Here is a 21,444-nt window from a genome sequence, read left to right as displayed (position 1 = left end):
ATCCTGCGAGGAGGGGATGCCGCTGCGAGAAGCGTGCGGCCGGCGTCAGTCGAGCTCGCGGCCGCGCAGCTTCTCGATCTCGCGGCGGTCCCGCTTCGTCGGACGGCCGGCGCCCCGGTCGCGCACGGGGACGAACGGCATGCTCTCGCGCGGCGGCGGCGGGGGAGTGCGGTCGTCGACCGACTCCGCGACGAGCGCCGCGCCGACGCGCTTCACGATCGTCTTCTTGACCACCAGGATCCGGTCAAACCCCTGGATCCGGACCCGCAGCTCGTCTCCCGGGCGCACCGGCTGCGCAGCCTTGGCCCGCTCGCCGTTCACGCGGACATGCCCGGCGCGGCACGCCGTCGTCGCGGCCGAGCGGGTTTTGTAGACGCGAACGGCCCACAGCCACGCGTCGACGCGCGCTGAGGGGGTGGCATCCATCGTCCGGAGTCCTTCGATCGGGGACCTCCATCGTAGGCGGGGTCGCGGCGCTCAGCCCTCGACCGGCATCACGGCGGCCGCGTACAGGGCGGGGTCGGTGGCGTGCGTCTCGACGTGGTAGCGGGCCGTGGTGTCGGACGTCTGCCGCTGACAGCGCTCAGTCGCGGAGGGTGAGACTGACGAGCGCGCGGTCGGGCTTCGGGCGGGCGACGATGTCGAAGCCGGCCGACTCGAAGACGGGCAGGATGCCGCGGAACAGCTGATTCGACGACTTCTTCGCCACCGCGGGGTCGAGGGGATAGCCCTCCACCACGCGGGCGCCGCCCTCCCGGGCGACGGAGACGGCGGCATCCAGGAGCCTCGCCGTGAGCCCCTGGCCCCGGTGCTGCTTTCGGACGACGAAGCACGAGACGGACCAGACGTCCGCGGCGTCGAGCGGCTCGGCCGTCGCGCCGACGATCTCGCGGGTGCGGAGGATGCGGGTCTGGTCGATGCGGGGTCCGACGCGCACCCAGCCGGCGACATCGCCGTCCACGTACGCGATGAGGCCGGGAGAGCGTTCGCCGTCGAGCTCCGTGCGGAGGAGCTGCTCGCGCTCGGTGTGGGGAGTGCGTTGCCATTCGGCGTTGGGGAGGAGCCACCATTGGCACTGGCATTCCGGTCCGTCGCCGCTGTCCAGAGCCTTCTCGGCGTCGTCGAAGCGGTCGCCGGTCGCCGGGAGGATCTCGACCGTCATGGGGCGACGCTAGCGGCGGGTGGGGTGAGCGGCAAGGGGTCGGGGCGGCGGCGGGGCGCGCCCGGGGCGGAGGCCGGTTCGCGGGCGCGGCGCGGAGAGGCTAATATAGGGGAGTTGCCCGCTCGCGGGCGACGGGATGTGGCGCAGCTTGGTAGCGCACTTGACTGGGGGTCAAGGGGTCGCAGGTTCAAATCCTGTCATCCCGACCAATTGAGTGTTACTCAAACCAGGGGACAAGTTGTCCCCCTTGATGGTCGACAACGAAGAGCCTTCCACGGGAACGTGGGAGGCTCTTCGTTTGTAGCTTCTGCGGCCGCGGTGTTCCATGCATGAATCGCGTCGTTTACCTCAGTCCTCACGGGCTGCAGGCTGATCGCATCGTCTTCCACATGGACGACGAGTCGCTCGTAGAACGCGGAGAGCACGTCCCGGCGGATGTTGGGGGAGATGCTTGCGTATAGGTCCCCGGGACTCTCGAGCAGATCGATGTAGGCCAGGACCTTCTCTGCGCCTGATCTCAGGTGGGTCTCCGTGCGCGCAAGACGTTCCTTGATCGCACCCTTTTGAAGCGTGATGTCGTTCAGCCGATCACGAAGCTTGTCGCTAGGCATCGTGCCGTCCGCAGCCAAGTCGATGAGTCGTTCTTCTTGTGCCTCGAGCTTGGTTAGGTGCTGTCGCAGGTTCTCTTTCAGCTCTCGGTCTGCGGCTTGCAGCGAAGCCATCTGTGTCGACAGCTCTCGGCGTATCGTTTCCGCGGCCGCGGAATGAAGGCCTTCCAGGTGAACAGTTCGAGCAACGGCCGCCTCGATGTCGTCCATTCGGACGGCGCCCAATGAGCACTTGCCGCGCTGTTTCGCTGCGCAGAGGTAGTACTCGTACGTCCCGCCGTTTCCAACATTCTGGCTGTAGATGAGCCTGCTTGACCGTCCTTCACCGCTACACAGGCCGCAAGATAGCATCCCCTTCAGGTAGTGAAAATGAACGATGTCACCGTCGCCTTTGCGGTTTCGGCGGTCGAGGATGCGCTCCACGGTCAGGAAAGTTGTCTTCTCCACGATTGCTTGGTGGCGGCCATCGTAGAGAGCATCTTTGTAGCGAATCGCGCCCGTGTAGTAGGGGTCGCGCAGGATCTTGGCAAGTGCGCTGGGTGAGAGCGGGCGTGCGGGGCGCTTTGCTGACGGGCGATGAACGCATCCGTGCCGTAGTGCTCGGGGTGGAGGTTGATGCCCCAGAGGTCTTCCTGACGTGATCCTTGCTCCAGCAGGAACGCTTCGCCGTCGGCGTGCATGTCCATGTCGAGCACGAGCACGCCACGGGCGACATCAACGTCTGCTTTGACGAGCGTGCCGTGCATCCGCTCGGCGAGTGGAGTGAGTTCAGCGATGGTGAGCCTCGACGGCCTTTTCGCGATGGCGCACCTCGATCTCCCCGCGCCGGCGTACGAGATCGTGCGTGTCACGACCGTGCGGCGTCTGGGTCGTGACGGTCTGGTCGCCCCGCAGCAAGACATCCCAGCGCCCGGGGAGTCGTCATCGCGTGGGAGATCACGGAAGCGGGCAAGGCACTGCTTCGTCAGCAGCGCCACTCCACACCCGTAGCCTGAGAGTTATCATGACTGAGGACTTCAAAGACGTCGCCCGCCGCATTGAAGCGAACCCGCTCGGCCGGCTCATGTACGGTCAGCGCGAACTGTTCCATTCCAACCTCGTCGGCTGGTTCTTCGACCAGCTTCCTGAGGCTGCGGACGCGACGTTCCGACCACTCACATCACCCGGCACGGATTCTGGTCGATTCGTAGAGCGCGAGCGAGGTCACTTGGATCTCGTGTTCCGCTGGCCAGACCGTGCTCCGCTCGTCATTGAGAACAAGGTCTTCTCTCTGCCCCACCGCGACCAGCTCGACGAGTATCAAGCCGCCACATCGAAGTGGCCGCACACACCGGCCCTCGTGCTGCTCTCCGTCAGCGCGCCGGACTTCGACCTGGGGGAGTGGCACTACCTGAGCTACGCCAACTTCTCTACTCGAATCCTCGACGCGCTCCCCACCGACTCCTCCTACGAGGTCGAGACGATGCGCCGATACACCGCGCTCGTTGCCGACTTGCATCAGCTCGTCTCGGCTGTCGACGTGCAGTCTGATGACGAGGCGGTCTGGCTGCCCGCGTCGCTCCTCTCTGCGATCTCCAGCTCGCAGATGCGCGCGGCGCTCCACAAGGCGCGTGCACAGCGCGTCGCGCGGGTGCTCAACGAGTTCCTCCCGGGGCTGGAGCAGCCCGCTGGAAGTGGCATGACCAATGCGACGCCGTTCGTCGAGTCTTTCGAGTACACCTTCACAAGCGGGATCCATGCGCATCTGGGCTGGCAACTTCAAGGCAGCCAGTTTCGACGCACTGCGATCTACCATGATGAATCCGTTCGTGGCCGAAGCGAGGAGTCACATCGTCTCCGAGAGGCCGTGAGCCGTGAGCATCCGGAGTTCTACACCTTCCCTGCCCACTTGCCACAAACGGCCGCGGGACGCAAAGAGTTCAATCACTTCGCCCCTTCGTCTGTCCTGAAGTACGTCAAGACACCTGACCTCACGATCTCTCAGCTGAAGGCAGCTGCGAGCGAGGTGCATGTGGAGATCGAGCTGTTGCGCGCCGAGGGTGCAGTGGAAGACCGCCCCGCCGACGCGGTGCGCAAAGCGCCGTAGCACGACGTCGCCCCGTGCTGGTTCCGAGGCGGCGTCGGTGCCGCTGGCTACCCTCGAAAGCGTGGAAGCCTTTGAGCAGTTCGTCGCCCTCGCGCTGGAAGCCGAGGGGTTGGTCGTCTCGAGCGCGCTCAAGTTCCCGGTCAAGCGCCGCACACGCAAGACCGCTTACGAGGAGTGGCAGACCCACGGTTTCGAGGTGGATCTCGTCGCCGCTCGCGCTGACAGGCTCGTGCTCGCGACGGTGAAGTCCTTTTTCGGCTCTCGCGGGGTCGTAGCGGCGCACGTGCGCGGTGAGAGCGAGAACCGCGCTTGGAACGCCGCGTACGCACTCCTCAACGACGACCAGATTCGTTCCACCGTCGTCGCGGCTGCTGCGGATCGGTTCGGTTTTACCGTCGAGCAAGTCGAGCTGCGACTCTACGTCGGCAAGTTCGCCAGCGGCGGGAGCGAGGCTGCCGTGCGCGAGTGGTCCGCCCAGCAGATCGTCGGTGCGGGCCCGATCACGGTGGTTGGTGCTGCCGAGGTGGTGAAGACCGTTCGCGAGGTCGCCGGCTCCAAGCAATACCGCGACAACGCTGTGCTGGCGACGATGAAGGTGCTGGACGCCGCCGGAGCACTCTCCTAAGCATTCGCCACGCCCGAACGCGCACTTCTCGGTCGTGTCTGTGCGTCTCGCTACCCTGAGGGAAAACCATCTTCCTGGTAGTCCGGGAAGCGACGAAGGAGCGCCGTGACCCGGATTTTCGACAACATCGAGTTGGCCCTTGGGAGCCATCTCGTAGAGACGCTTGCCGAGTCGGATCGGATCGACGCGGCCGTGGGGTATTTCAACATCCGTGGCTAGAACCTCTTCAGCGAGGTCATCGATAATCGTCCGGCAGGCGAGACTGCGGTCGCTCGGGTGCTCATCGGCATGGTGCACGGAGACCCCGAAGCGCGTACTCCTGCGTCTACAAGCCGACCGGCGATCGGCCAGGCACTCTTCGCCCCGATCCCTTCGTTGAATAGCCACGGGCGAAACAGGATCCGATTCGACACGCCGAGAGTGAAAATGAGCACGCACTCTACTGACCTGCGTGTATCTTTGTCTCATGACCGCAGAAGATGACGCACTCTCCGCCTTCCAGGCTTCTGGACTGATCGATGTCTTGAAGTGGGGCGCGCCCGTGGCGTTCACTGCAACGGATCAGCTGTACGACGAGGACCAGGGACACGACCAGGGTGTCGTCGGCTACCTCAATTTCAAGCACTTCAAGGACCTCATCGATCGGGCGACCTCGAACGGTCGGTTCAAGGTGGGCGAAGGGATCGAGAGTCTTGGTGGCGATGTCCTCGAGCGAGGTATCACGCCGGATGCCTTCCGAGCGATGCCGCTCCTTTCGTCGGATGCGGTGGTGCGCCGGGATTACAAGCAGTCCCCGGGCTGGGCGATCGAGGGCTACCGCGTGCTGCTGCAGTCGTATCCGTACGGCAAGGTCGATGACATCAAGTGGGTGCAGCGCAGCGACGCGAAGCGCCGTGTCGCCTCGCAGCTGTTTATCCGCGAAAACGCGCTGTTCGACGACGAGGAGTTCGGCCTCGAGTCGATCGCTGGAATTCCTGACGACGACGACTTCGTCGGCGTCACCCTCGTCGTAGCGCACGCCTTCGACCCGACGACTAAGCAGTTTGAGCTCCATATCGGGCAGAGCAAGAACCCGGAGTACCCGGGCGATTCCTGCTGGTACTGGAAGAAGTTGCTCCTCACGGGCGGCACCCCCACCGGCGGCATTGGTTTGCCGGTCACACCGCAGATGCCGAGCGGGGGCGCCTCCACCGAAGTCGAAGATGTACCGGTGCGGCTCAAGCGTTCGGGTGCGGGCGAAGGGTCGGGCGCGGCGAATGGCTGACGTGCGTCGACCGTCCCAGACGCTCGCCGCAGCAGCTTCGTTCTTCAACGGTGAGCGCCTCACCATGGCCCGTCAGTTGAAAGGGCTCAAGAAGTCCCATCTGGCGACGCTCATCGAGATGTCGCCGGCCTCGGTGACCGCATGGGAGAGCGGTGCCAAGCAGCCCAACCGTGCGACGGTGGCGAAGCTCGCCTTGGCGCTGCAGGTCGAGCCCCAGTTCTTCGGGGGAGGTGCACCCCCCAAGACGGATAAGCCGAACTTCCGGTCGCTGCGCTCGACGCCGCAGATCGCTCAAGACGAGGCGGAGGCGTACGGCCGGTTCGTGGCTGAGATCGCCGGGATGCTCGAGAACGCGGTCGAGTTCCCGGAGGCGCTGTTGCCGGACATCCCGGTCGACCCCGACGAGCGCTCGATGACGCCAGAGGAGGCCGCGCGGGAAGCCCGCGAGTTCTTCGGCGTTGGACCTGGTCCTTTGCAGCATGTGGTTCGGCTCGTCGAGCGGAACGGCGTCGTCGTGGTGTTCAGCGAGCCAGGTGTGGCCTCAATCGACGCGTACTCGCTGCACTCGGCGACCAGGCCGATCATTGTGCTGAACCCAGTAAAGGACGACTACTACCGCCAGCGCTTCGATGTCGCTCACGAGCTCGGGCACCTGATCATGCACCACGACGCTGAACCGGGCGGGAAAGTCGCCGAGGAGCAAGCCAACCGTTTCGCATCCGAGTTCCTCACGCCAGCCGAAGAGATCGCTCCGTCCCTTCCGGCGTCGACCGCAGGCAAGGCGTGGGCGCAGCTTGCCGAGCTGAAGGAGTACTGGGGGGTCAGCCTCGCCGCGCTTCTTTACCGCGCGCGGGCGCTCGGCATCATGAATGACGTTTCGTATCGCAATGCGGTCATCCGCATGTCGCAGAACGGCTGGCGCCGGTCGGAGCCAGGGCGGATCTCATCGCTGGAGATGCCGTCGATGCTGCCGCGCGCCCGCGAGGTGCTCCATGAGGCGGGAGTGGACGAAGCGTCCTTCCTCGCTGGTTCCGGGCTGCCCGTCGGGCTCTATGCGATCGCGGCATCGAGAGTGCCCACATCCACTTCACCCTCGCCGGAAGAGAGCAGCACCGCATGACGCGCAACCTTGAAGTGATCGGTGGGTACACCAACGGCGGATGGCAGCCACTTGATGGAGCCGATGCTGGTGATCAGGACGCTCTAGCGCTTCAGGAAGTCGCCTCTCGCGCGCTCCGCGAAGAACTCTCTTTGATCACGAACGCAGAGAACCTTGTGGTGCTCGCTGGTCTTGGCACTTCTCTAGGGATCACCAACTCGAAGGATGCAGGCAGAACTGCGCCCAAGATGTCGGACCTGTGGGCGGACGTAGAGAAGCTTGCTTCGTTCGCGGCGGTGAAAGCGCTTCTCAGTTCCGATCTCGTCGAAGAGCAAAATCTCGAGCACGTCCTCTCCGATGCGCAGGCGCGCTTGGCGCTGAACCCCAAGAACACCGAGCTCGATGCCTTCGTCCAGGAAGCAGAGGACGTGGTCTGGCGGAGTTGCAGTTTCGTCGACGATCACTCTGAGGTCGAAGGCCATGAGCTGTTCCTGCGAAAGGTTGCGCGCCGATCAACACGTCTGCAGCGAACCCAGCTGTTCACCACAAACTACGATCTCGCGTTCGAGGTTGCTGCCCGTCGCGCGCGGTTCAACGTCATCGACGGGTTTGGCTACGGCGGCCAGGACTTTGACGGCGCATCGTTTGATCTCGACTACGTACGCCGTCGACCACATGAGCCCCTTGCGCTCGAACCCAGCGTGTTCCATCTGCTCAAACTTCACGGATCGGTGGACTGGGATGCTACGAATGCCGGAGTCCGGAAGGTTCCGGGCTTCGCTAAGCCCGACAGCCCGGTGCTGATCTATCCGTCGTCAGCGAAGTACCAGCTGTCGTATCAGCAGCCCTATCTGGAATTCATGTCGCGGTTCCAGATCGCTCTTCGTCAGCCTGATGTCGGCCTGATCGTCGTCGGCTTCGGGTTCAATGACGATCATCTGGTTGCGCCGATCGAAGCAGCGCTGCGGAGCAACATTGGCCTCCGAGCCGTCGTCGTGACACCGGGAGCGCGCGACAAGAAGCGCTCCAAGACTCTCGCCTGGTTCGAGAAGCTGATCGCACGCGGCGACCGGCGCCTCAGCCTGCTGAACGGCACCTACGACGACCTCGTCAAGCTTCTCCCGGACATCCCCGCTCGTGACGAGCGCGACGCCCACGCCGACCGGGTGTCTGCTGATGGCGCCACTCGCTCATGATGAAGCTGCACCCGTTCAGCCCGGAGCGCCGGATCGGGTACGTCTACCAGGTTGAGGGTTCGTTTGCGGACGTCGCGCTCATCGCGGCGAACAAGCTGCCGCGAGCCCACTTTGGTGAGTACCTCGGCCGCGGCGAAGTCGGCGAGTTTGTCGTCGTGGACGTCGGGGGAGTTGCCACGTTCGGACGTCTTCTGCGCGTCGGCACGGCACTTGGCCGTGCAGACGACGTCTCCGCGCAAGGCGACAAGAAGATCCCGATCGAAGGTCGAGTGCAATTGCTCTCGACCCTTGAGCTGAGCGGCGCGACCACTCGAGGCATCGCAAAGTACCCGAAGGTCGGCGACGCTGTCTACGCCGCGAGTTCGGAAGCGATCCTCGCCGTGATCGGCGCCGCCTCTAGCTCTGGAGCCGCAACACTGCCGCTCGGACGGCTATCCGTCGACGAGTCCGTTCCAGTTGCCGTGCCGTTGTCGCGGCTATTCGGTAGGCACCTCGCTGTAGTCGGCGCTACGGGATCGGGCAAGAGCTGGACGGTCGGTCATCTTGCCGAGAGCGTTGCCGCGCTGCGGGGGAAGATGATCCTCATCGATGCGACTGGTGAGTTCCGCACGCTCGCCGACAGAGCCACTCATCTCGCGTTCAGCTCAACCGCCGGCGAACCAACGGGAACTGTCGCAGTCGGCATCCCCCACTACATGATGCGGGAGTCGGATCGGAACGCATTCCTGAACCCTTCGAGCGGCTCTCAACTGCCGCGATTGAGAGAAGCCGTCCGCTCTTTGCGGCTGGCCAAAGCGATCCAGGCGGACGGCACTGCCGACCCTGCACACCAACGAATGGTGCAGGCCTCGGGCGAGATCGTCAAGCGCAACGGCACGATCGCCGTTCACCAGGCCGCGGTTAACAAGTACATCGCGACAGTGGAAGACCCAAACTCGCCCTTCAACATCCGCCTGCTTGCGGCGCAGGTTCAGAACGAGTGCATTTGGGGAACCGATCGCAACAATGCGGCCAAATTTGGCGATACAGACCAGACGTCGCTCGGATACGTAGCATCGTTGGTCAGCCGGATCAGCGACTTGCTCCAGACGCCGGAGATCATGAACGTGATCGATCCCCCGGCCGGCGTCAGCAATGTCATCGACGAGATCGAGAAGTGGCTTCAGGACCAAGATCAGCATGTGCTGCGTATCTCGCTCAAGAACCTGACGTTCGCAAATCACCTGCGGGAAATCGTCGTCAACATCCTCGGACAGACGTTGCTCACCTGGGCGCGGGACGGCGCGTACGCCTCAGCGCCTGTCGTCGTTGCTGTCGACGAAGCGCACCAGTTCTTTGACGTCACGGTCGGTGACGAGTTCGCCAGCACCCACCTCAACGCTTTCGATGCGATCGCGAAGGAGGGGCGCAAGTACGGCCTCACCGTGTGTGTCGCAACCCAGCGTCCCGGTGACTTGCCCGCTGGCGTCCTCAGCCAGGTCGGGATGACGATCGTGCACCGACTCGCCGATGGGCGCGATCGTCAACGTGTCGAGCAAGCCGCCGCCGAACTCGATCACTCCGCCACCAAGCTCCTTCCTGGACTGGTTCCAGGGGAGGCAATTCTGATGGGTGTTGACTTCCCGGTTCCGGTGAGCGTGCGGGTTCAGAAGCCCGTCGCGCCTCCAGCGTCCGATGGACCGAGCTACGACAGTTGGGGGTCCTGAGCTCATCCTCGGCATCTACGCGCTTTTCGCCTTCGTCGGCTCGCGGAGTATGACGCCCGCCTCGAGGATTGCCACCCGCATTGTCTCCTGGTTTACGTCGAGCCGCTTGGCGACCTGCGAGAGCGAGAGGCCGGATTCGTACAAGTCCGCGGCTTCGCTCACCTGCTCGGCCGTCAGTGACTGACGACGCAGGACAACGCGGGACTCACGGAGGATCCGCAAGATGGTGGACTTCGCGACGCCGTACTCGTCAGCGAGCACGGTTGAGGTCTCACCGCTGCTGTACCGTGCAACTACAGTGGCTTGCTGCTCGGCGCTCAGGCGGTTCCAACCACGCTTGACACGTGGTTGGAACTTCCGCTCAGAATCCCCGACTGCCGCGGAAATCCGCTGAATCTCTGCGGACGTAACAGAGGTCGCTGATTTATTGGAACAGAGGTAGACGATGTCGACAGCACAGGCTGTTGGCAGCGCAAATCGCTCGACAGTCCGGCGAAAAAGCAAGAACGAAAGGCCCCTGCGGGATCGCGGGGGCCTCTCGTGTTTCGTCGCACCTCACCTGGTCCTGAACGTCCGCCGGAGCGGAACACGGGCACAGTGAGGTCTTCGCGCCTTCCGGGCGTTGGTCAAGGCACCGAGCCTGCGGAGTTCTTGACGGCTGCGGTGGTGGTGGCGGCATCGAGGAACTCAGCGACATCGCGCTGCACCTCCGGATGGAGCTGTGAGATGGCGGTGTTGAAGGTGTCGTCGAAGCGGGTGAGGCAGTTCCACGGCTCGACACTGAGCTCGACCTGCGCGTAGATGTGACTGGCTCGACGATCTTCGTTATCGGATTCGCGCCGGAGGATGTCTCGTCGGACGAGCCTCTCCACGATGGTGGTGACCCCCGCTGAGGTGATTCCGAGGTGGTTCCGCAACTCCGACGGCCGGATGCCGGGGTGCTTCGAGACGTGCAGCACCGCGGTCACATCCAGCTCGTTGAGTCCGAGAAGTCGACGAGCGTCAGCCAGGCAGCTCGTCCTCTCGCGCATGTACCGCTGCAACGCCCCCGCCACGGGGGACTCGCTCGTCATCGTCTCGATCATCTTCAGTCTCGATATCTCTCAGGCAGGACGGCACGGCGCCGACCGGCGGCTGGGTCAGGCGGCGCCGCTGCCGTGACGCAGGGACGCGCTCGTGGTCAAGGCAGTCATCGCCTCGATCAACGTTGCGAACCGTCCGAGGAGGTTGGCTTCGCCGTCATGAGCGGCGAAGTGCGTTACGCCCGACTGTTTCTCGATGTATCCGATGAAGACTCCCGCGTGGTTGCCCACGTAGAAGCCTTCCTCGACGCGCGCCCAATTCACGTCCTCGGCGGCCAGCGCCGGCGTGAAGGGGATCATTTCAACGGTGGAGCTCATCGGAGTGACGCTCATGCGGCGACGAGCTGCGGCTGCTGTCGCGCGCTCTCCTGCTGCTCCCAGGTGGCGGCGTCGATGACGAGACCGGCGGACAGCGCGGCTTGGTCGGCGAGCTGGCGCAGGTACGCCCCGGAGAGTCGGGCGGGGGTGTCGGTGGTGTAACTGAAGCGCATGGGGATCGCGGGCTGGATCCACAGCGTTGTGCGACCGGCGGTGCTGTCGCGGTCGGTCCACGTCAGAGTGAACGACTCGGACCGTCGAAGCTTCGTGGCTACCAGCGTCTGTACGTACTGCAGCAGGCGGTCATCCATCTCGACCGGCTGGGGGTCGGAACCGTAGAAAAGCTTTCCCATGATGACTCCTCGGTAAGGGTGTGCGGGATCAGACGAAGAAGGGCAGGGCGGCGGCGGCGACGGTGGTCGCGCCGACCAGGGCGGTGACGGCGATGGCGGTCACGCTGACAGCGGACATCCGTGCCGGCCCGGGGATGTAGGTGGAGCGGCGGCGGGCGGGGCGACCCAGAACGGGGAATGCGGTGCTCATGTCGTGGCCTCTCGTCTCGTGGCTCGGGGTACTCAACCCCGGTGATACTCAACCTAGCAGATAGTTAGCGCGCTTGAACACCATCACTCTGAATGACCAACAACGTTGAGCTTCAACGGACTTGAGAACCAATCGGGTTGAGCATCAACCCTGTTGAAGATCAACGGGGGACGTTCTTCGTGCGAGAAGCTAAGAACGCGAAGGTAAGATGGGTGTACGAGACAGCCGAGGAAGGGACGCTGGACGTGGAGAGTGACGGTTCATCTCGTCTGATCGCCGCGTTGGCCACCTATCTGCAGTGCCGCACCATCTCGCTCGCAGCTGCGCGAAAGCAGCTGGGCATCAACGAGATGGATGCCAAGGCCATCCTGTTCGTGGCGGACAATCCCGGCGCTCGCCCCTCGCAGCTCAAGGATCATCTGCGTGTCACCGCCGCGGGAGTCACGACCCTCGTGGAGCGATTGGTGCAACGGGGCATCTTCCGCCGAGAGTTCGATCAGAACGACCGTCGCGTCAACCACATCCATCTCGTCATCGACGTCACGGCGGAACCGTGGTCGTTGCTGACGGAGTTCGACGATGACTGCCAGACCGCGGCGTCAGGTCTCGACCAGGATGTCGCAACGCAGCTCGCTGCGTTCCTCGAGACAACTCTCGCGAACCGGCGAACCCTCGCCGCCGACAGAACCGGTTCGGAGCTGCGAACCGTCTAGTCCGCAGGGGGGTGCGGGCGGGTCCTGCGCTCGATGGAGCGGCTCACCAGTCCCCGAACTCGGGGTCCCAGCCATCCTGGGGCGGTGGTGTCGGCTTGGCGGGCACGGCCACGGCGACCGTGCGCGGATAGGCGGGCAGCATCTGCAGCATCATCGCCTCGCCGGAGAAGTCGGGCTCTTCTTCGTCCCACGGCGCGGGTAACGAGAGGAACTCGGAGGACGCGTTGATGATCAGCTGCGCCACCTCCCGTGACGCGGGAGGACCGGGCGCAGCGATTGGTACCTCGACGATCTCCGCTCCGCCGTTGACGCTGACACCCCAGGCCAATCGCAGCAGCACAGACGCGATCTCATCCGTGGTGAGGAACTCGCCTCCCGCATACCTGACCCGACGCATCATGCAAGTCTCACCCTGCTCGTCCTTCGAGCGGACGGGGGTTGCATCTCGGCAGCCGACACCCCACTCGCACGGCGGAGCCGCGGTGCACCCGTCCCCGTCTCGTTCGCCGGCCATCCTCACGGCGCGGGCTTTCAGGAGTACGCTGAGCCGTCGGCTCCTCCCGGACACTCGCCGCCGGTCCACTCATCAGCCGTGGACCACCAGAGAAAGCATCGCTCATGGGCCATCTGATCTACGGGGTCGCGCCCGCCATCAACATCGACGACCGCACCCTCCGCCACCTCCGAGCGGTGATCGTCACCAAACTCCGCCGCGACGAGTCTTTCAGCTTCACGTGGAATGACGAGCCGGCGGTGCACGGTGACGACGCCCTCGAGGGAAAGAGCGGACGCTGGGGAACGATCTGGATCTCCAAGGCGAGCTCGCTGTACTTCGCCTTCGACTCCGAACCCCACGGACCTCTCAATCAGAACTGGCTGAAAGCCATGGCTGATGACGCCACCGGCGCCATCGGCCTGCGCCCGATCCCCGAGCCCTGACGCACGGGGCCGCCTTCTGCGGTCATGCGGCGCACGATCGCGACCCTCGGCACGGCGAACGCACCGTGCACGTCAGGACGTGGGGAGCTCGTCCGCCTTCTCGCGGTCCGCGTCGAGGGTCTTGCTGTCGATGACGTAGCGGAAGCGAATGTTGTTCGCGACCATCTCGTCGAACGCTCTGTTGACGTCCTGAACGGGGATGACCTGGACCTCCGGGCGGATACCGTGCTCCGCAGCGAAGTCGAGCACTTCCTGCGTCTCGGCGATGCTCCCGATGAGCGAGCCGGCGATGGTGATGCGGCTCATCGAGACCGCCCCGAAGTCGATGCCCTCCTCGTGGATGGGCTCCAGCATCCCCACGGTCACGAGGGCGCCGTCGTGGCGGATGAGCGAGAGGTAGGGCTTCATGTCGAACGGCGTCGGGATCGTGGACAGGATGAAGTCGACGCTCGCGGCGAGTCGTTCGACCGCCTCGTCGTCGTTCATGTCGACGACCTCATCGGCTCCGAGCTCGCGCAGGTCGTCCGCCTTGTCGGGGGTGGTCGTCAGGGCGATCACCTTGTCGGCGCCGCGTGCTTTCGCCAGCTGAAGACCGAGGTGGCCGAGCCCACCGAGGCCGGCGATGGCGACGGTGCTCCCCGGCCCCACGTTCCAATGGGCGAGGGGCGACCAGGTCGTCACACCGGCGCAGAGGAGGGGAGCGGCTTCCTCGAGCGGGATGGCATCCGGGATGCGCAGCACGAAGTGCTGATTGACGACGATCTCGTCCGAGTACCCGCCGAGGGTCACCGCACCGGTATCGGGGTCCTGGCCGTTGTAGGTGAAGATGGCCGGCGGGTTCTGGTACTGCTCCTCGGGGACGCCCCGCTGCGACTCGTCGCCCCAGTACACCAGGCAGCCCACGCCCACCCGGTCGCCCACGGCGTAGGTCGTGACGTCAGCACCGACTTCGGCGACCGTGCCGGCGATCTCGTGGCCGGGGAGGCACGGCCACAGCGTGGCGAGGGCGCCGCCGAACTCGTCGCGGGCCTGGTGGACGTCCGAGTGGCAGACACCGCAGTAGGCGATGTCGATCCGCACGTCCTCGGGACCGACATCGCGCCGGTCGAAGATGAAGGGAGCCAGCGGGGTGGTCTTGTCCGGGGTCGCGTAGCCGATGTTCTTGCCCATGGGGGTGGTGTCCTTTCCGTCGCCCGTCTTCGGACGAATCGAAACGGTATGGTCGCCGCCTGCGAGCAACGGACCGCTGGTGTTCTGCGCCCGAATGGGTATCATGCGGTGCCCGCGACGGAGCCTGTGCGGGGCGTCGGAGGGGGATGACCCCCCTGAGTGCAAGGGGCGCGGAACAAGGGGGTCACCCACGTGATATTCGGCGCGCGGCGCTTCACGGTCGGTCCTTCACAGACGTCTGACAGCATCCGGCGGCGCACGTGAATCCTGCCCCGGAGGCACCAGGACGGCGACACGATCGACCGCGCGGGCGTCGTCGCCACAAGGGGTCTCGCGCGGGCGGCATCCCTCGCCTACGCTCGCGGCATGAGGAGAGCCGGCGCCGTCGTGGTCGCCCTCGCGTCCGCCGCGATGCTGAGCGGGTGCGGGGCGCTGCCCGTCACACCGGCGCCGCGGACCTCGACCCCGGACGCGGTCCCCACCGCGCAGGCTCCCGTCGAGGACGTCCTCGCGCAGGAGTCGGCGTACATGGCGGCGCTGCGCGCGGAGCTCCCGTCGATCGATCGGTCGCCGGCGAGCGTGTGGCTGGACCTCGGACACGCGGTCTGCGAGGCGTTCGACAGCGGCTTCACGCCGAAGCAGGTCTACGACTCGATGAGCGGCGGCTCCGTGACCCAGCAGGAGGCGAGCGCGGTCGTCGTGATCAGCGGCATCCACCTCTGTCCCGAGTACGCGCCCACCCCCTGACAGCGGCATGAGCGCCGGACGCCGCACACCGCGTCACGCGTGGAATCGATGGATGCCGCCCCGCCGACGCCGCGGTCCTCGCGGGCTTCCACGATCAGGCGCATCTCACCCGGCACTTCCGTCGGGTGCTGGGCGTGACGCCCGCGGTGTTCGCCCGCGGGTGAGTGCGGTCGGCGCCCGGCGTTTTACGACCTGCTCCGTCCGTCACCGCGCGCGGACCCCGGGCCGCAGCCGGCCGGGTCGTCACCGCCGCACGGCGGCTCCGTCCGCGACAGCGCCCCCGGTGGACAGCGGCTCGTCGCGTCGCAGGGTCTCGGGCAGCGCGCTGATGCCGACGACGCCGATGATGCTCAGGCCGACGAGGTAGCCCGCGACGAGCCAGGGCGTGCCGCCGGTCAGGCCGACGAGCGCCGTCGCCACGAGGGGTGCCGTGCCGCCGACGAGGGCCGCGGGGATCTCACGCGAGATCGCGATGCCGCTCCATCGCATGCGGGTGGGGAACAGCTCGGCGAGCATGGCCGCGCTCACGCCGATCGTCGCGCCCTGGACGATCGCGAGGCCCAGGACGAGACCGACGGCGACGAGGAACGAGCTCTCGGTCTGGAACAGCAGGAACATCGGGAAGGCGAACACGATCGCGAACACCGCCGCTCCCAGCAGGACGGGCTTGCGGCCGATGCGGTCGGCGAGGAGCCCGAAGCCCAGGGTCGCCGGGATGGTGATCAGCTCCGCGACGATGAGGCCGATGAGCGCATGCGTGGGGTTCACCGTGAGCGTCCCCGTCGTGTACGAGATCGAGAACGTCTGCACGATGTAGACCCAGGGCAGCGCGAAGACGAAGAACGCCATGCCGGCCAGCAGCGTCCGCCAGTGCGAGCGCACCGCCGTGGCCAGCGGCGCCCGCGACACCTCGCCCTGACGTTCGGCTGCCGTGAAGGCCGCCGTCTCGGTGACGCGCAGACGGAAGTACAGCGCGAACGCGACGATCACGATGCTGGCGACGAAGGGGATGCGCCACCCCCACGCCTGGAACTGCTCGAGCGGCAGCAGGCTGATGAGCGCGAACGTCGCGGTCGCGAGCGCCATGCCGAGGTAGACGGACGCTCCGGGGAAGCCGGCGACGAACGCGCGGTTCCGGGTCTCGGACGACTCGCTGGCCATCGTCATGGCCCCCGCGAACTCCGCGCCCGCGCCCGCCCCCTGGAACAGCCGCAGCACGATGAGCAGGATCGGCGCCCACGCGCCGATGCTCTCCGCGGTGGGCAGCAGACCGATGAGCGTGGTGGCGATGCCCATCATCAGCAGGGTCGCCAGCAGCGTCCCCTTGCGGCCGATGCGGTCGCCGAAGTGCGCGAAGACGAGTCCGCCGATCGGGCGCGCCCCGAAGCCGACGGCGAACGTGGCGAAGGCGCCGAGGAGACCAGCGAACTGCCCGCCTCCCGGGAAGAAGAGGGGAGCGAAGACGAGGGCGGATGCCAAGCCGTACAACGTGAAGTCGTACCACTCGATCACCGTGCCGACCGAGCTTCCGATGACGGCTCGGCGGCGCTGCGCGCGGGGGTTCAGGTCTCGACGGTCGATGTCGTCGGCGATGTCCATGGCCAGGCACTCCTTCGTGTCGGTGGCGTTCCTCCCCAGGCTAGGAAGGGCCGTCCCGATATCGGATGTGCTCCTGGCCCACCATCGCGGCGCCCGGATGGTGCCCGCGCACAGCGCCCCCGGCTCACTCGTAGCGGAGCGACTCGACCGGATCGGCCCGCGCGGCCCGCGCGGCCGGCAGCGTCCCGGCGAGGAACGCGATCGCCATGACCGCCAGCATCGTGAGCGCGATCGACACTGGGTCGAAGGCGATCAGCTGCAGGCCCGGCAGGTCGCTGAGGAGCGTGGATGCCAGCTGCGCGCTGACCGCGGTCCCGACCACGATCGCGACGACGGCGCCGATCGCGCTGCCCAGCAGGCCGATGAAGACGGCCTCCAGGCTGAACAGCGTGAACACGCGGCCGCTGCCCATGCCCATCGCCTTCATCAGCCCGATCTCGCGGGTGCGCTCCTGTACGGACATGAGCAGGGTGTTCACGATCCCGAAGCTCGCTGCCAGCAGCGCGATGACCGCGAACGCGTTCAGGACGAGGACGATCCCGTCGATGACCGCCGTGAACGTGCCGAGCTGATCGCTCACCGTGCTGCCGGTGTAGCCGGCGTCGGCGAGGGTGGTCTTGACCGTGTCGGCGTCGGCGCCCGCGGCCATCGTTGCGCTCGCCGAGGCGTACCGGTCCTGCTGGTCGAGGGGGACGCCCGTGTTCTGCGCGGCGGACAGGGCGTCCTCGAGCGCGGTGTTCAGGGTGAGCGCGGTGGCGCTGCCGAAGGCGTCCTCCGTCACACCCGTCACCTGCGCCTCGACGGTGTGCTGGGTGCGCAGCGGATCGGTGACGGCGATGGTCACCGTCGCCCCGACGGCCGCGTCCGCGTCGGCGAACCCCATCGGCACGACCAGCGCGTCGGGGAGCGCGACCTGCAGCGCCGCGGCATCCACGTCGGGCGCCGCGCCCGCCGCCAGCTGCGGCGTCTGCCCCGCGACCAGGCTTCCCGCCCGGGCGACGTAGGGGTCGCCTCCGTCCGCCTGCACGTAGTCGATCGACACGGCCCGCACAGGCACCACCCGCGCGATGCCGGGCAGCTCCGCCAGCGCCGTGATGTCGTCGTCGGTCAGCGCGGTCACCGCGCTCGTCGTCCCCGGAGGGCCGGCCTGCGGCGCCGAGGCGATGGCATCCGGATCGTATTCCTGGGGATCGGTGGATGCCGCCGCGTCCGCGTCCGTCCTCGTCACGGTGAGGGTGTCCGAGGCGCCGATCGCGCCGACGGTGTCGTCGATGAAGGCGTTGATGCCGGTGCCGAGGCCGTTCGTCAGCGTCAGGGTGAACGCGCCGACGAAGATCGCCAGGACCGTCAGGATCGTGCGCGTCTTCGAACGGAACGTGTTGGCGACGGCGGTGCCGATCAGATCGAGGGTCTTCATGCCGCGCTCCGCTCTTCGGAGACGACGAGGCCGTCGCGGATCTGCACGCGCCGGTCGCACCGGGCCGCGAGGTCTTCGTCGTGCGTGACGACGATGAGCGTGATCCCATGCTCGCGGTTCAGGCGGAACAGGATGTCCTCGACCACCGCGCCGGTGGCGGAGTCCAGGTTGCCGGTCGGCTCGTCGGCGAAGATCACCTGCGGGTCGTTGACCAGGGCGCGAGCGATCACGGCCCGCTGCTTCTGACCGCCCGAGAGCGCCGTCGCCTTGTTACGGGCCTTGTCGGCCATGTCCAGCTCGGCCAGGGCCGCCAGACCCCGGCGGGAGCGCTCGCCGCGGCCGATGCCGGCGATCTTCAGCGGCAGGACGACGTTGTCGAACACCGACGCGGTCGGGGTGAGGAAGAACTGCTGGAACACGAACCCGAACATCTTGTTGCGGGTGGCGTTCAGGCGACGCCCGCGCAGGGTCGCGGCATCCACCCCGTCGATCCGCACGGTGCCGTGGGTGGGGGCGTCCATCAGGGCCAGCAGGTGCATGAGCGTGGACTTGCCCGAGCCGCTCTTGCCGACGACGGCGATGCTCTCGCCCCGGTGGATGTCGAGGCTCACGCCGCGGAGCGCATCGAAGCGCGCGGAACCGCGACCGTAGGACTTGTGCAGATCGGTGACCGAGAGAAGCGGGGGAGGATGATCGGATGCCATGACCCCACCCTCCCGCCGGCGCCTCGTGCACGCGTCCCCTCGGCGGGCGGACCGCCTCCCCCCACGGGGTGATCTGCGAATGCCCCCGACGGGGCGATCGTCCGGACGGGCGCGAAGGGACAGACTGGACCGGTGAGCGCCCCCGACCCGACGACGTCCCCGCGCGCCGCGCGGCCCGCGCGACGCCGGCTGGTCGACCTCGGGCTCGCCCTGCTCGTGGCCGCCCCCGCCTTCGCGCCGATCCCGGCCGCCGAGCTGCGCCCGGAGACGCCCGCCGTGCTCGCGCTGGTGCTGCTGCCGGCCGTGGTGCTCCCGTTCCGCCGCGTCCGCCCGCGTCTCGCGCTCGCCGCCTGCGTCGCCCTCTTCCTCGGCGCGCTCGCGCTGGGCACCCTGTCGCCCGGCGCGACGGTCGCCATGATCGTCGCCGCGTACGCCGTCGCCCAGTGGGCGCCCCGGCGGATCTCGGCCCCGGCGGTGCTTCTGGCCGTCGTCGTCACCGCCGGGGTGAGCATCGTCCTCTCGCTGGTCACCGGCACCGACACGCGTGTCATCCAGGTCGGGCTGGCCCTCGCGCTGGCCGGCGCCCTCGGCGACGCGGCGCGCTCGCGGCGGGCGTACGTGGAGGCGGTGGAGGAGCGCGCGCGGCGCGCCGAGCAGACGCGCGAGGCCGAGGCCCGTCGCCGGGTGACCGAGGAGCGGCTGCGCATCGCGCGCGACCTGCATGACGCGGTGGCGCACCGCATCTCGGTCATCAGCCTCAACGCCGGCGTCGCGTCGTCGTCGCTCGAGACCCGTCCGGAACGGGCGCGGGAGGCCCTCGCCACGATCCGCACCACCTCGCGCGACGTGCTGGGCGAGATCGGGGCGATGCTGAGCGTCCTCCGCGCGCCGGAGGATGCCGCGCCGCAGGAGCAGCCCGGACTGGCCCGCGTGGCCGAGGTGGTCGAATCCGTGCGGGTGGCGGGGTGGGAGGTGGCCGTGCGCGACGAGGTCGGTGCGGATGCCGATGCGGCCGGCATCCCGATGGGGACGGGCATCGTGGCGTACCGGGTCGTGCAGGAAGGGCTGACGAACGCGATGAAGCACGGCACCACCCGCCGTGCCCACCTGCTGCTCCGCCGCGACGGCGAGGCGCTGGAGATCGTCGTGACGAACCCGCTCGACCGTCTGCCCGTGTCCGACCCGCCGCCGACCTCCGGCTTCGGACTGATCGGCCTCCGCGAGCGCGTCGAGGCCGTGCGCGGCGAGCTCGAGGCCGGTCTCGCTCCCGGCGGTTTCCGCCTCGCCGCCCGACTTCCCCTTCCCGCCCCCGCCGCATCGGAGACCTCCTCGTGACCACCGTGATCGTCGTCGACGACCAGCCGCTCATCCGCTCCGCCGTCCGCGACCTGCTGGACGCCGCCGACGGCGTCTCCGTCGTCGGCGACGCGGCCGACGGGGAGGCCGCGGTCGAGCTGGCCCGGCGGCTGCGGCCCGACGTCGTCGTGTGCGACATCCGGATGCCGCGGATGGACGGCATCGACGCGACGGCGGCGATCTGCGCCGATCCTGACCTCGCGGAGACGCGGGTGCTCATCCTCACCACCTTCGAGGAGGACGAGTACGTCGTCGCGGCGCTGCGGGCCGGGGCGAGCGGGTTCATCGGTAAGGGCGCGGAGCCCGACGAGATCGTCCGCGCCGTGCTCGCCGTGCAGGACGGGGGAGCGCTGCTCTCGCCGACCGCGACGCGGGCGCTCATCGAGACGTACGTCCGGTCCGCGCCGACCGGTCGGACGACGACGGCCGCGCTCGACGCGCTCACCGACCGCGAGCGCGAGGTGCTGCTGCTCGTCGCCCGGGGATGGTCGAACGACGAGATCGCCGCTCAGCTGTTCATCTCCCCGCACACGGCGAAGTCGCACGTGAAGAACACGATGGTCAAGCTCGGCGCGCACGACCGCGCGCAGCTGGTGATCGCCGCGTATGAGAGCGGGCTGCTGCATGCCGGCCGCTGAGGGGCGCCTCCGTCGGGACCTGCGCGGAGCTCCCGGCGGCGTCCCGCGGGCGCGGACGGCGAGACGATGACCGTCGCGACCCTGCGGATCGAGGGTGCCCGGATCAGCGGCATCCCGTCGCTCTACGGCGAGCTGAACCGCGTCTTCATGCCGGACGAGGACTGGACGCTGGGGGAGTCCCTCGACGCCCTCGACGACCTGCTCTACGGCGGATTCGGGGTGCTCGACGGCGCGGCACCGGTGCGGGTGGTCTGGGCCGACCATGCGGTCTCGGCGGAGGCGCTCGGGACCGCGGCGACCCGTGCATGGTACGCGGCGAAGCTCGCGCGCCCCGAAATCTACGCCGCCGGTCCGGCCCGGCGGGCGCTCGACGCCCTGGAGGCGGGGACCGGCGAGACGTACTTCGACCTCGTGCGCCAGGTGTTCGCGGGGCACCCGAACATCGACCTCGTCCTGGAGTGAGCCCTCGGTC

At 67.2% G+C, this 21,444-nt stretch carries 26 protein-coding genes, 1 tRNA gene and 2 pseudogenes; 14 read left to right on the top strand and 15 right to left on the bottom strand.

What is annotated here, in order from left to right:
* Nucleotides 1–45: 45 nt before the first annotated feature.
* On the bottom strand, nt 46–426 hold the full coding sequence (locus MRBLMI1_RS05810) for an RNA-binding S4 domain-containing protein (RefSeq protein WP_367727501.1): 381 nt from the start codon (nt 424–426) through the stop codon (nt 46–48).
* Nucleotides 427–583: 157 nt separating this feature from the next.
* Nucleotides 584–1,162 (bottom strand): GNAT family N-acetyltransferase, encoded by a 579-nt coding sequence (locus MRBLMI1_RS05805; RefSeq protein WP_367727500.1) that lies wholly within the window; start codon nt 1,160–1,162, stop codon nt 584–586.
* A 132-nt stretch (nt 1,163–1,294) separates the two neighbouring features.
* Between MRBLMI1_RS05805 and MRBLMI1_RS05800 the strand changes: the two genes are divergently transcribed.
* Nucleotides 1,295–1,371 (top strand) — tRNA-Pro (locus tag MRBLMI1_RS05800).
* A gap of 12 nt (nt 1,372–1,383) precedes the next feature.
* On the opposite strand, the gene MRBLMI1_RS05795 is transcribed toward MRBLMI1_RS05800, so the two are convergent.
* From MRBLMI1_RS05795 to MRBLMI1_RS05785, 3 genes and pseudogenes are all read right to left on the bottom strand, one after another.
* Nucleotides 1,384–2,217, bottom strand: coding sequence for a zinc ribbon domain-containing protein (locus tag MRBLMI1_RS05795; RefSeq protein WP_367727499.1), 834 nt, complete (start codon nt 2,215–2,217; stop codon nt 1,384–1,386).
* Nucleotides 2,218–2,229: 12 nt separating this feature from the next.
* Nucleotides 2,230–2,289: pseudogene (locus tag MRBLMI1_RS05790) on the bottom strand (hypothetical protein); the annotation flags it as partial.
* A 65-nt stretch (nt 2,290–2,354) separates the two neighbouring features.
* Nucleotides 2,355–2,672 (bottom strand): annotated as a pseudogene (locus tag MRBLMI1_RS05785) (DUF5674 family protein); the annotation flags it as partial.
* Nucleotides 2,673–2,773: 101 nt separating this feature from the next.
* Between MRBLMI1_RS05785 and MRBLMI1_RS05780 the strand changes: the two are divergent.
* The 6 genes from MRBLMI1_RS05780 (at nt 2,774) to MRBLMI1_RS05755 (ending at nt 9,746) form a co-directional block, all read left to right on the top strand.
* Entirely contained in the window at nt 2,774–3,856 is a 1,083-nt protein-coding gene (locus MRBLMI1_RS05780) for a hypothetical protein (protein WP_367727495.1), read from the top strand.
* A gap of 61 nt (nt 3,857–3,917) precedes the next feature.
* Nucleotides 3,918–4,481, top strand: coding sequence for a hypothetical protein (locus MRBLMI1_RS05775; protein WP_367727494.1), 564 nt, complete (start codon nt 3,918–3,920; stop codon nt 4,479–4,481).
* 466 nt (nt 4,482–4,947) lie between these two features.
* The gene (locus MRBLMI1_RS05770; protein ID WP_367727493.1) at nt 4,948–5,745 is read left to right on the top strand and encodes a hypothetical protein; all 798 of its coding nucleotides are present in this window, start codon (nt 4,948–4,950) and stop codon (nt 5,743–5,745) included.
* Entirely contained in the window at nt 5,738–6,865 is a 1,128-nt protein-coding gene (locus tag MRBLMI1_RS05765; RefSeq protein ID WP_367727492.1) for a helix-turn-helix domain-containing protein, read from the top strand. The genes MRBLMI1_RS05770 and MRBLMI1_RS05765 overlap by 8 nt, the downstream gene beginning before the upstream one ends.
* Entirely contained in the window at nt 6,862–8,040 is a 1,179-nt protein-coding gene (locus MRBLMI1_RS05760; protein ID WP_367727491.1) for an SIR2 family protein, read from the top strand. The genes MRBLMI1_RS05765 and MRBLMI1_RS05760 overlap by 4 nt, the downstream gene beginning before the upstream one ends.
* Nucleotides 8,037–9,746, top strand: a complete 1,710-nt coding sequence (locus MRBLMI1_RS05755) for an ATP-binding protein (protein WP_367727490.1) — start codon at nt 8,037–8,039, stop codon at nt 9,744–9,746. Before MRBLMI1_RS05760 ends, MRBLMI1_RS05755 begins: the two co-directional genes overlap by 4 nt.
* A gap of 15 nt (nt 9,747–9,761) precedes the next feature.
* On the opposite strand, the gene MRBLMI1_RS05750 is transcribed toward MRBLMI1_RS05755, so the two are convergent.
* The 5 genes from MRBLMI1_RS05750 to MRBLMI1_RS05730 form a co-directional block, all read right to left on the bottom strand.
* Nucleotides 9,762–10,250, bottom strand: a complete 489-nt coding sequence (locus tag MRBLMI1_RS05750) for a helix-turn-helix domain-containing protein (RefSeq protein ID WP_367727488.1) — start codon at nt 10,248–10,250, stop codon at nt 9,762–9,764.
* 122 nt (nt 10,251–10,372) lie between these two features.
* On the bottom strand, nt 10,373–10,831 hold the full coding sequence (locus MRBLMI1_RS05745) for a MarR family winged helix-turn-helix transcriptional regulator (protein WP_367727487.1): 459 nt from the start codon (nt 10,829–10,831) through the stop codon (nt 10,373–10,375).
* Nucleotides 10,832–10,885: 54 nt separating this feature from the next.
* Entirely contained in the window at nt 10,886–11,146 is a 261-nt protein-coding gene (locus tag MRBLMI1_RS05740) for a hypothetical protein (protein ID WP_367727486.1), read from the bottom strand.
* Nucleotides 11,147–11,157: 11 nt separating this feature from the next.
* A complete protein-coding gene (locus tag MRBLMI1_RS05735) occupies nt 11,158–11,499 on the bottom strand; it encodes a hypothetical protein (RefSeq protein WP_367727485.1) in 342 nt (113 codons plus the stop codon).
* 28 nt (nt 11,500–11,527) lie between these two features.
* The gene (locus tag MRBLMI1_RS05730; protein ID WP_367727483.1) at nt 11,528–11,689 is read right to left on the bottom strand and encodes a hypothetical protein; all 162 of its coding nucleotides are present in this window, start codon (nt 11,687–11,689) and stop codon (nt 11,528–11,530) included.
* A gap of 212 nt (nt 11,690–11,901) precedes the next feature.
* On the opposite strand from MRBLMI1_RS05730, the gene MRBLMI1_RS05725 reads away from it, so the two are divergent.
* Entirely contained in the window at nt 11,902–12,402 is a 501-nt protein-coding gene (locus MRBLMI1_RS05725) for a MarR family winged helix-turn-helix transcriptional regulator (RefSeq protein WP_367727482.1), read from the top strand.
* Between the two features lie 43 nt (nt 12,403–12,445).
* Here MRBLMI1_RS05725 and MRBLMI1_RS05720 read toward each other — a convergent pair whose 3' ends face one another.
* Nucleotides 12,446–12,802 carry a hypothetical protein gene (locus MRBLMI1_RS05720; RefSeq protein ID WP_367727480.1) on the bottom strand — a complete coding sequence of 119 codons (357 nt, stop codon included), beginning with the start codon at nt 12,800–12,802 and terminating at the stop codon, nt 12,446–12,448.
* A gap of 218 nt (nt 12,803–13,020) precedes the next feature.
* Here MRBLMI1_RS05720 and MRBLMI1_RS05715 point away from each other — a divergent pair, with 218 nt between their 5' ends.
* Nucleotides 13,021–13,341, top strand: a complete 321-nt coding sequence (locus tag MRBLMI1_RS05715; RefSeq protein WP_367727479.1) for a hypothetical protein — start codon at nt 13,021–13,023, stop codon at nt 13,339–13,341.
* Between the two features lie 72 nt (nt 13,342–13,413).
* On the opposite strand, the gene MRBLMI1_RS05710 is transcribed toward MRBLMI1_RS05715, so the two are convergent.
* Nucleotides 13,414–14,511 (bottom strand): NAD(P)-dependent alcohol dehydrogenase, encoded by a 1,098-nt coding sequence (locus MRBLMI1_RS05710; protein WP_367727475.1) that lies wholly within the window; start codon nt 14,509–14,511, stop codon nt 13,414–13,416.
* Between the two features lie 366 nt (nt 14,512–14,877).
* Between MRBLMI1_RS05710 and MRBLMI1_RS05705 the strand changes: the two genes are divergently transcribed.
* Complete coding sequence (locus MRBLMI1_RS05705; protein WP_367727470.1) at nt 14,878–15,258, top strand: DUF732 domain-containing protein; 381 nt, start codon at nt 14,878–14,880, stop codon at nt 15,256–15,258.
* Between the two features lie 44 nt (nt 15,259–15,302).
* A complete protein-coding gene (locus tag MRBLMI1_RS16050; protein ID WP_414685807.1) occupies nt 15,303–15,422 on the top strand; it encodes a hypothetical protein in 120 nt (39 codons plus the stop codon).
* A gap of 79 nt (nt 15,423–15,501) precedes the next feature.
* Here MRBLMI1_RS16050 and MRBLMI1_RS05700 read toward each other — a convergent pair whose 3' ends face one another.
* From MRBLMI1_RS05700 to MRBLMI1_RS05690, 3 genes are all read right to left on the bottom strand, one after another.
* Nucleotides 15,502–16,857, bottom strand: a complete 1,356-nt coding sequence (locus MRBLMI1_RS05700) for an MFS transporter (RefSeq protein ID WP_367727468.1) — start codon at nt 16,855–16,857, stop codon at nt 15,502–15,504.
* 124 nt (nt 16,858–16,981) lie between these two features.
* Entirely contained in the window at nt 16,982–18,274 is a 1,293-nt protein-coding gene (locus MRBLMI1_RS05695; RefSeq protein WP_367727457.1) for an ABC transporter permease, read from the bottom strand.
* Nucleotides 18,271–18,978 (bottom strand): ABC transporter ATP-binding protein, encoded by a 708-nt coding sequence (locus MRBLMI1_RS05690; RefSeq protein WP_367727456.1) that lies wholly within the window; start codon nt 18,976–18,978, stop codon nt 18,271–18,273. Before MRBLMI1_RS05690 ends, MRBLMI1_RS05695 begins: the two co-directional genes overlap by 4 nt.
* Nucleotides 18,979–19,110: 132 nt before the next feature.
* Here MRBLMI1_RS05690 and MRBLMI1_RS05685 point away from each other — a divergent pair, with 132 nt between their 5' ends.
* From MRBLMI1_RS05685 to MRBLMI1_RS05675, 3 genes are all read left to right on the top strand, one after another.
* Complete coding sequence (locus MRBLMI1_RS05685; protein ID WP_367727454.1) at nt 19,111–20,313, top strand: histidine kinase; 1,203 nt, start codon at nt 19,111–19,113, stop codon at nt 20,311–20,313.
* Nucleotides 20,310–20,972 (top strand): response regulator, encoded by a 663-nt coding sequence (locus MRBLMI1_RS05680; protein WP_367727451.1) that lies wholly within the window; start codon nt 20,310–20,312, stop codon nt 20,970–20,972. Before MRBLMI1_RS05685 ends, MRBLMI1_RS05680 begins: the two co-directional genes overlap by 4 nt.
* Nucleotides 20,973–21,038: 66 nt before the next feature.
* The gene (locus MRBLMI1_RS05675) at nt 21,039–21,434 is read left to right on the top strand and encodes a ribonuclease inhibitor (protein WP_367727449.1); all 396 of its coding nucleotides are present in this window, start codon (nt 21,039–21,041) and stop codon (nt 21,432–21,434) included.
* The last annotated feature ends 10 nt before the right edge of the window (nt 21,435–21,444 follow it).

Source organism: Microbacterium sp. LMI1-1-1.1 (assembly GCF_040815675.1).
Taxonomy (GTDB): Bacteria; Actinomycetota; Actinomycetes; order Actinomycetales; family Microbacteriaceae; genus Microbacterium.
The sequence above is the reverse complement of the archived record's forward strand: the minus strand, read 5'-3'. Positions and strand labels throughout refer to the sequence as shown.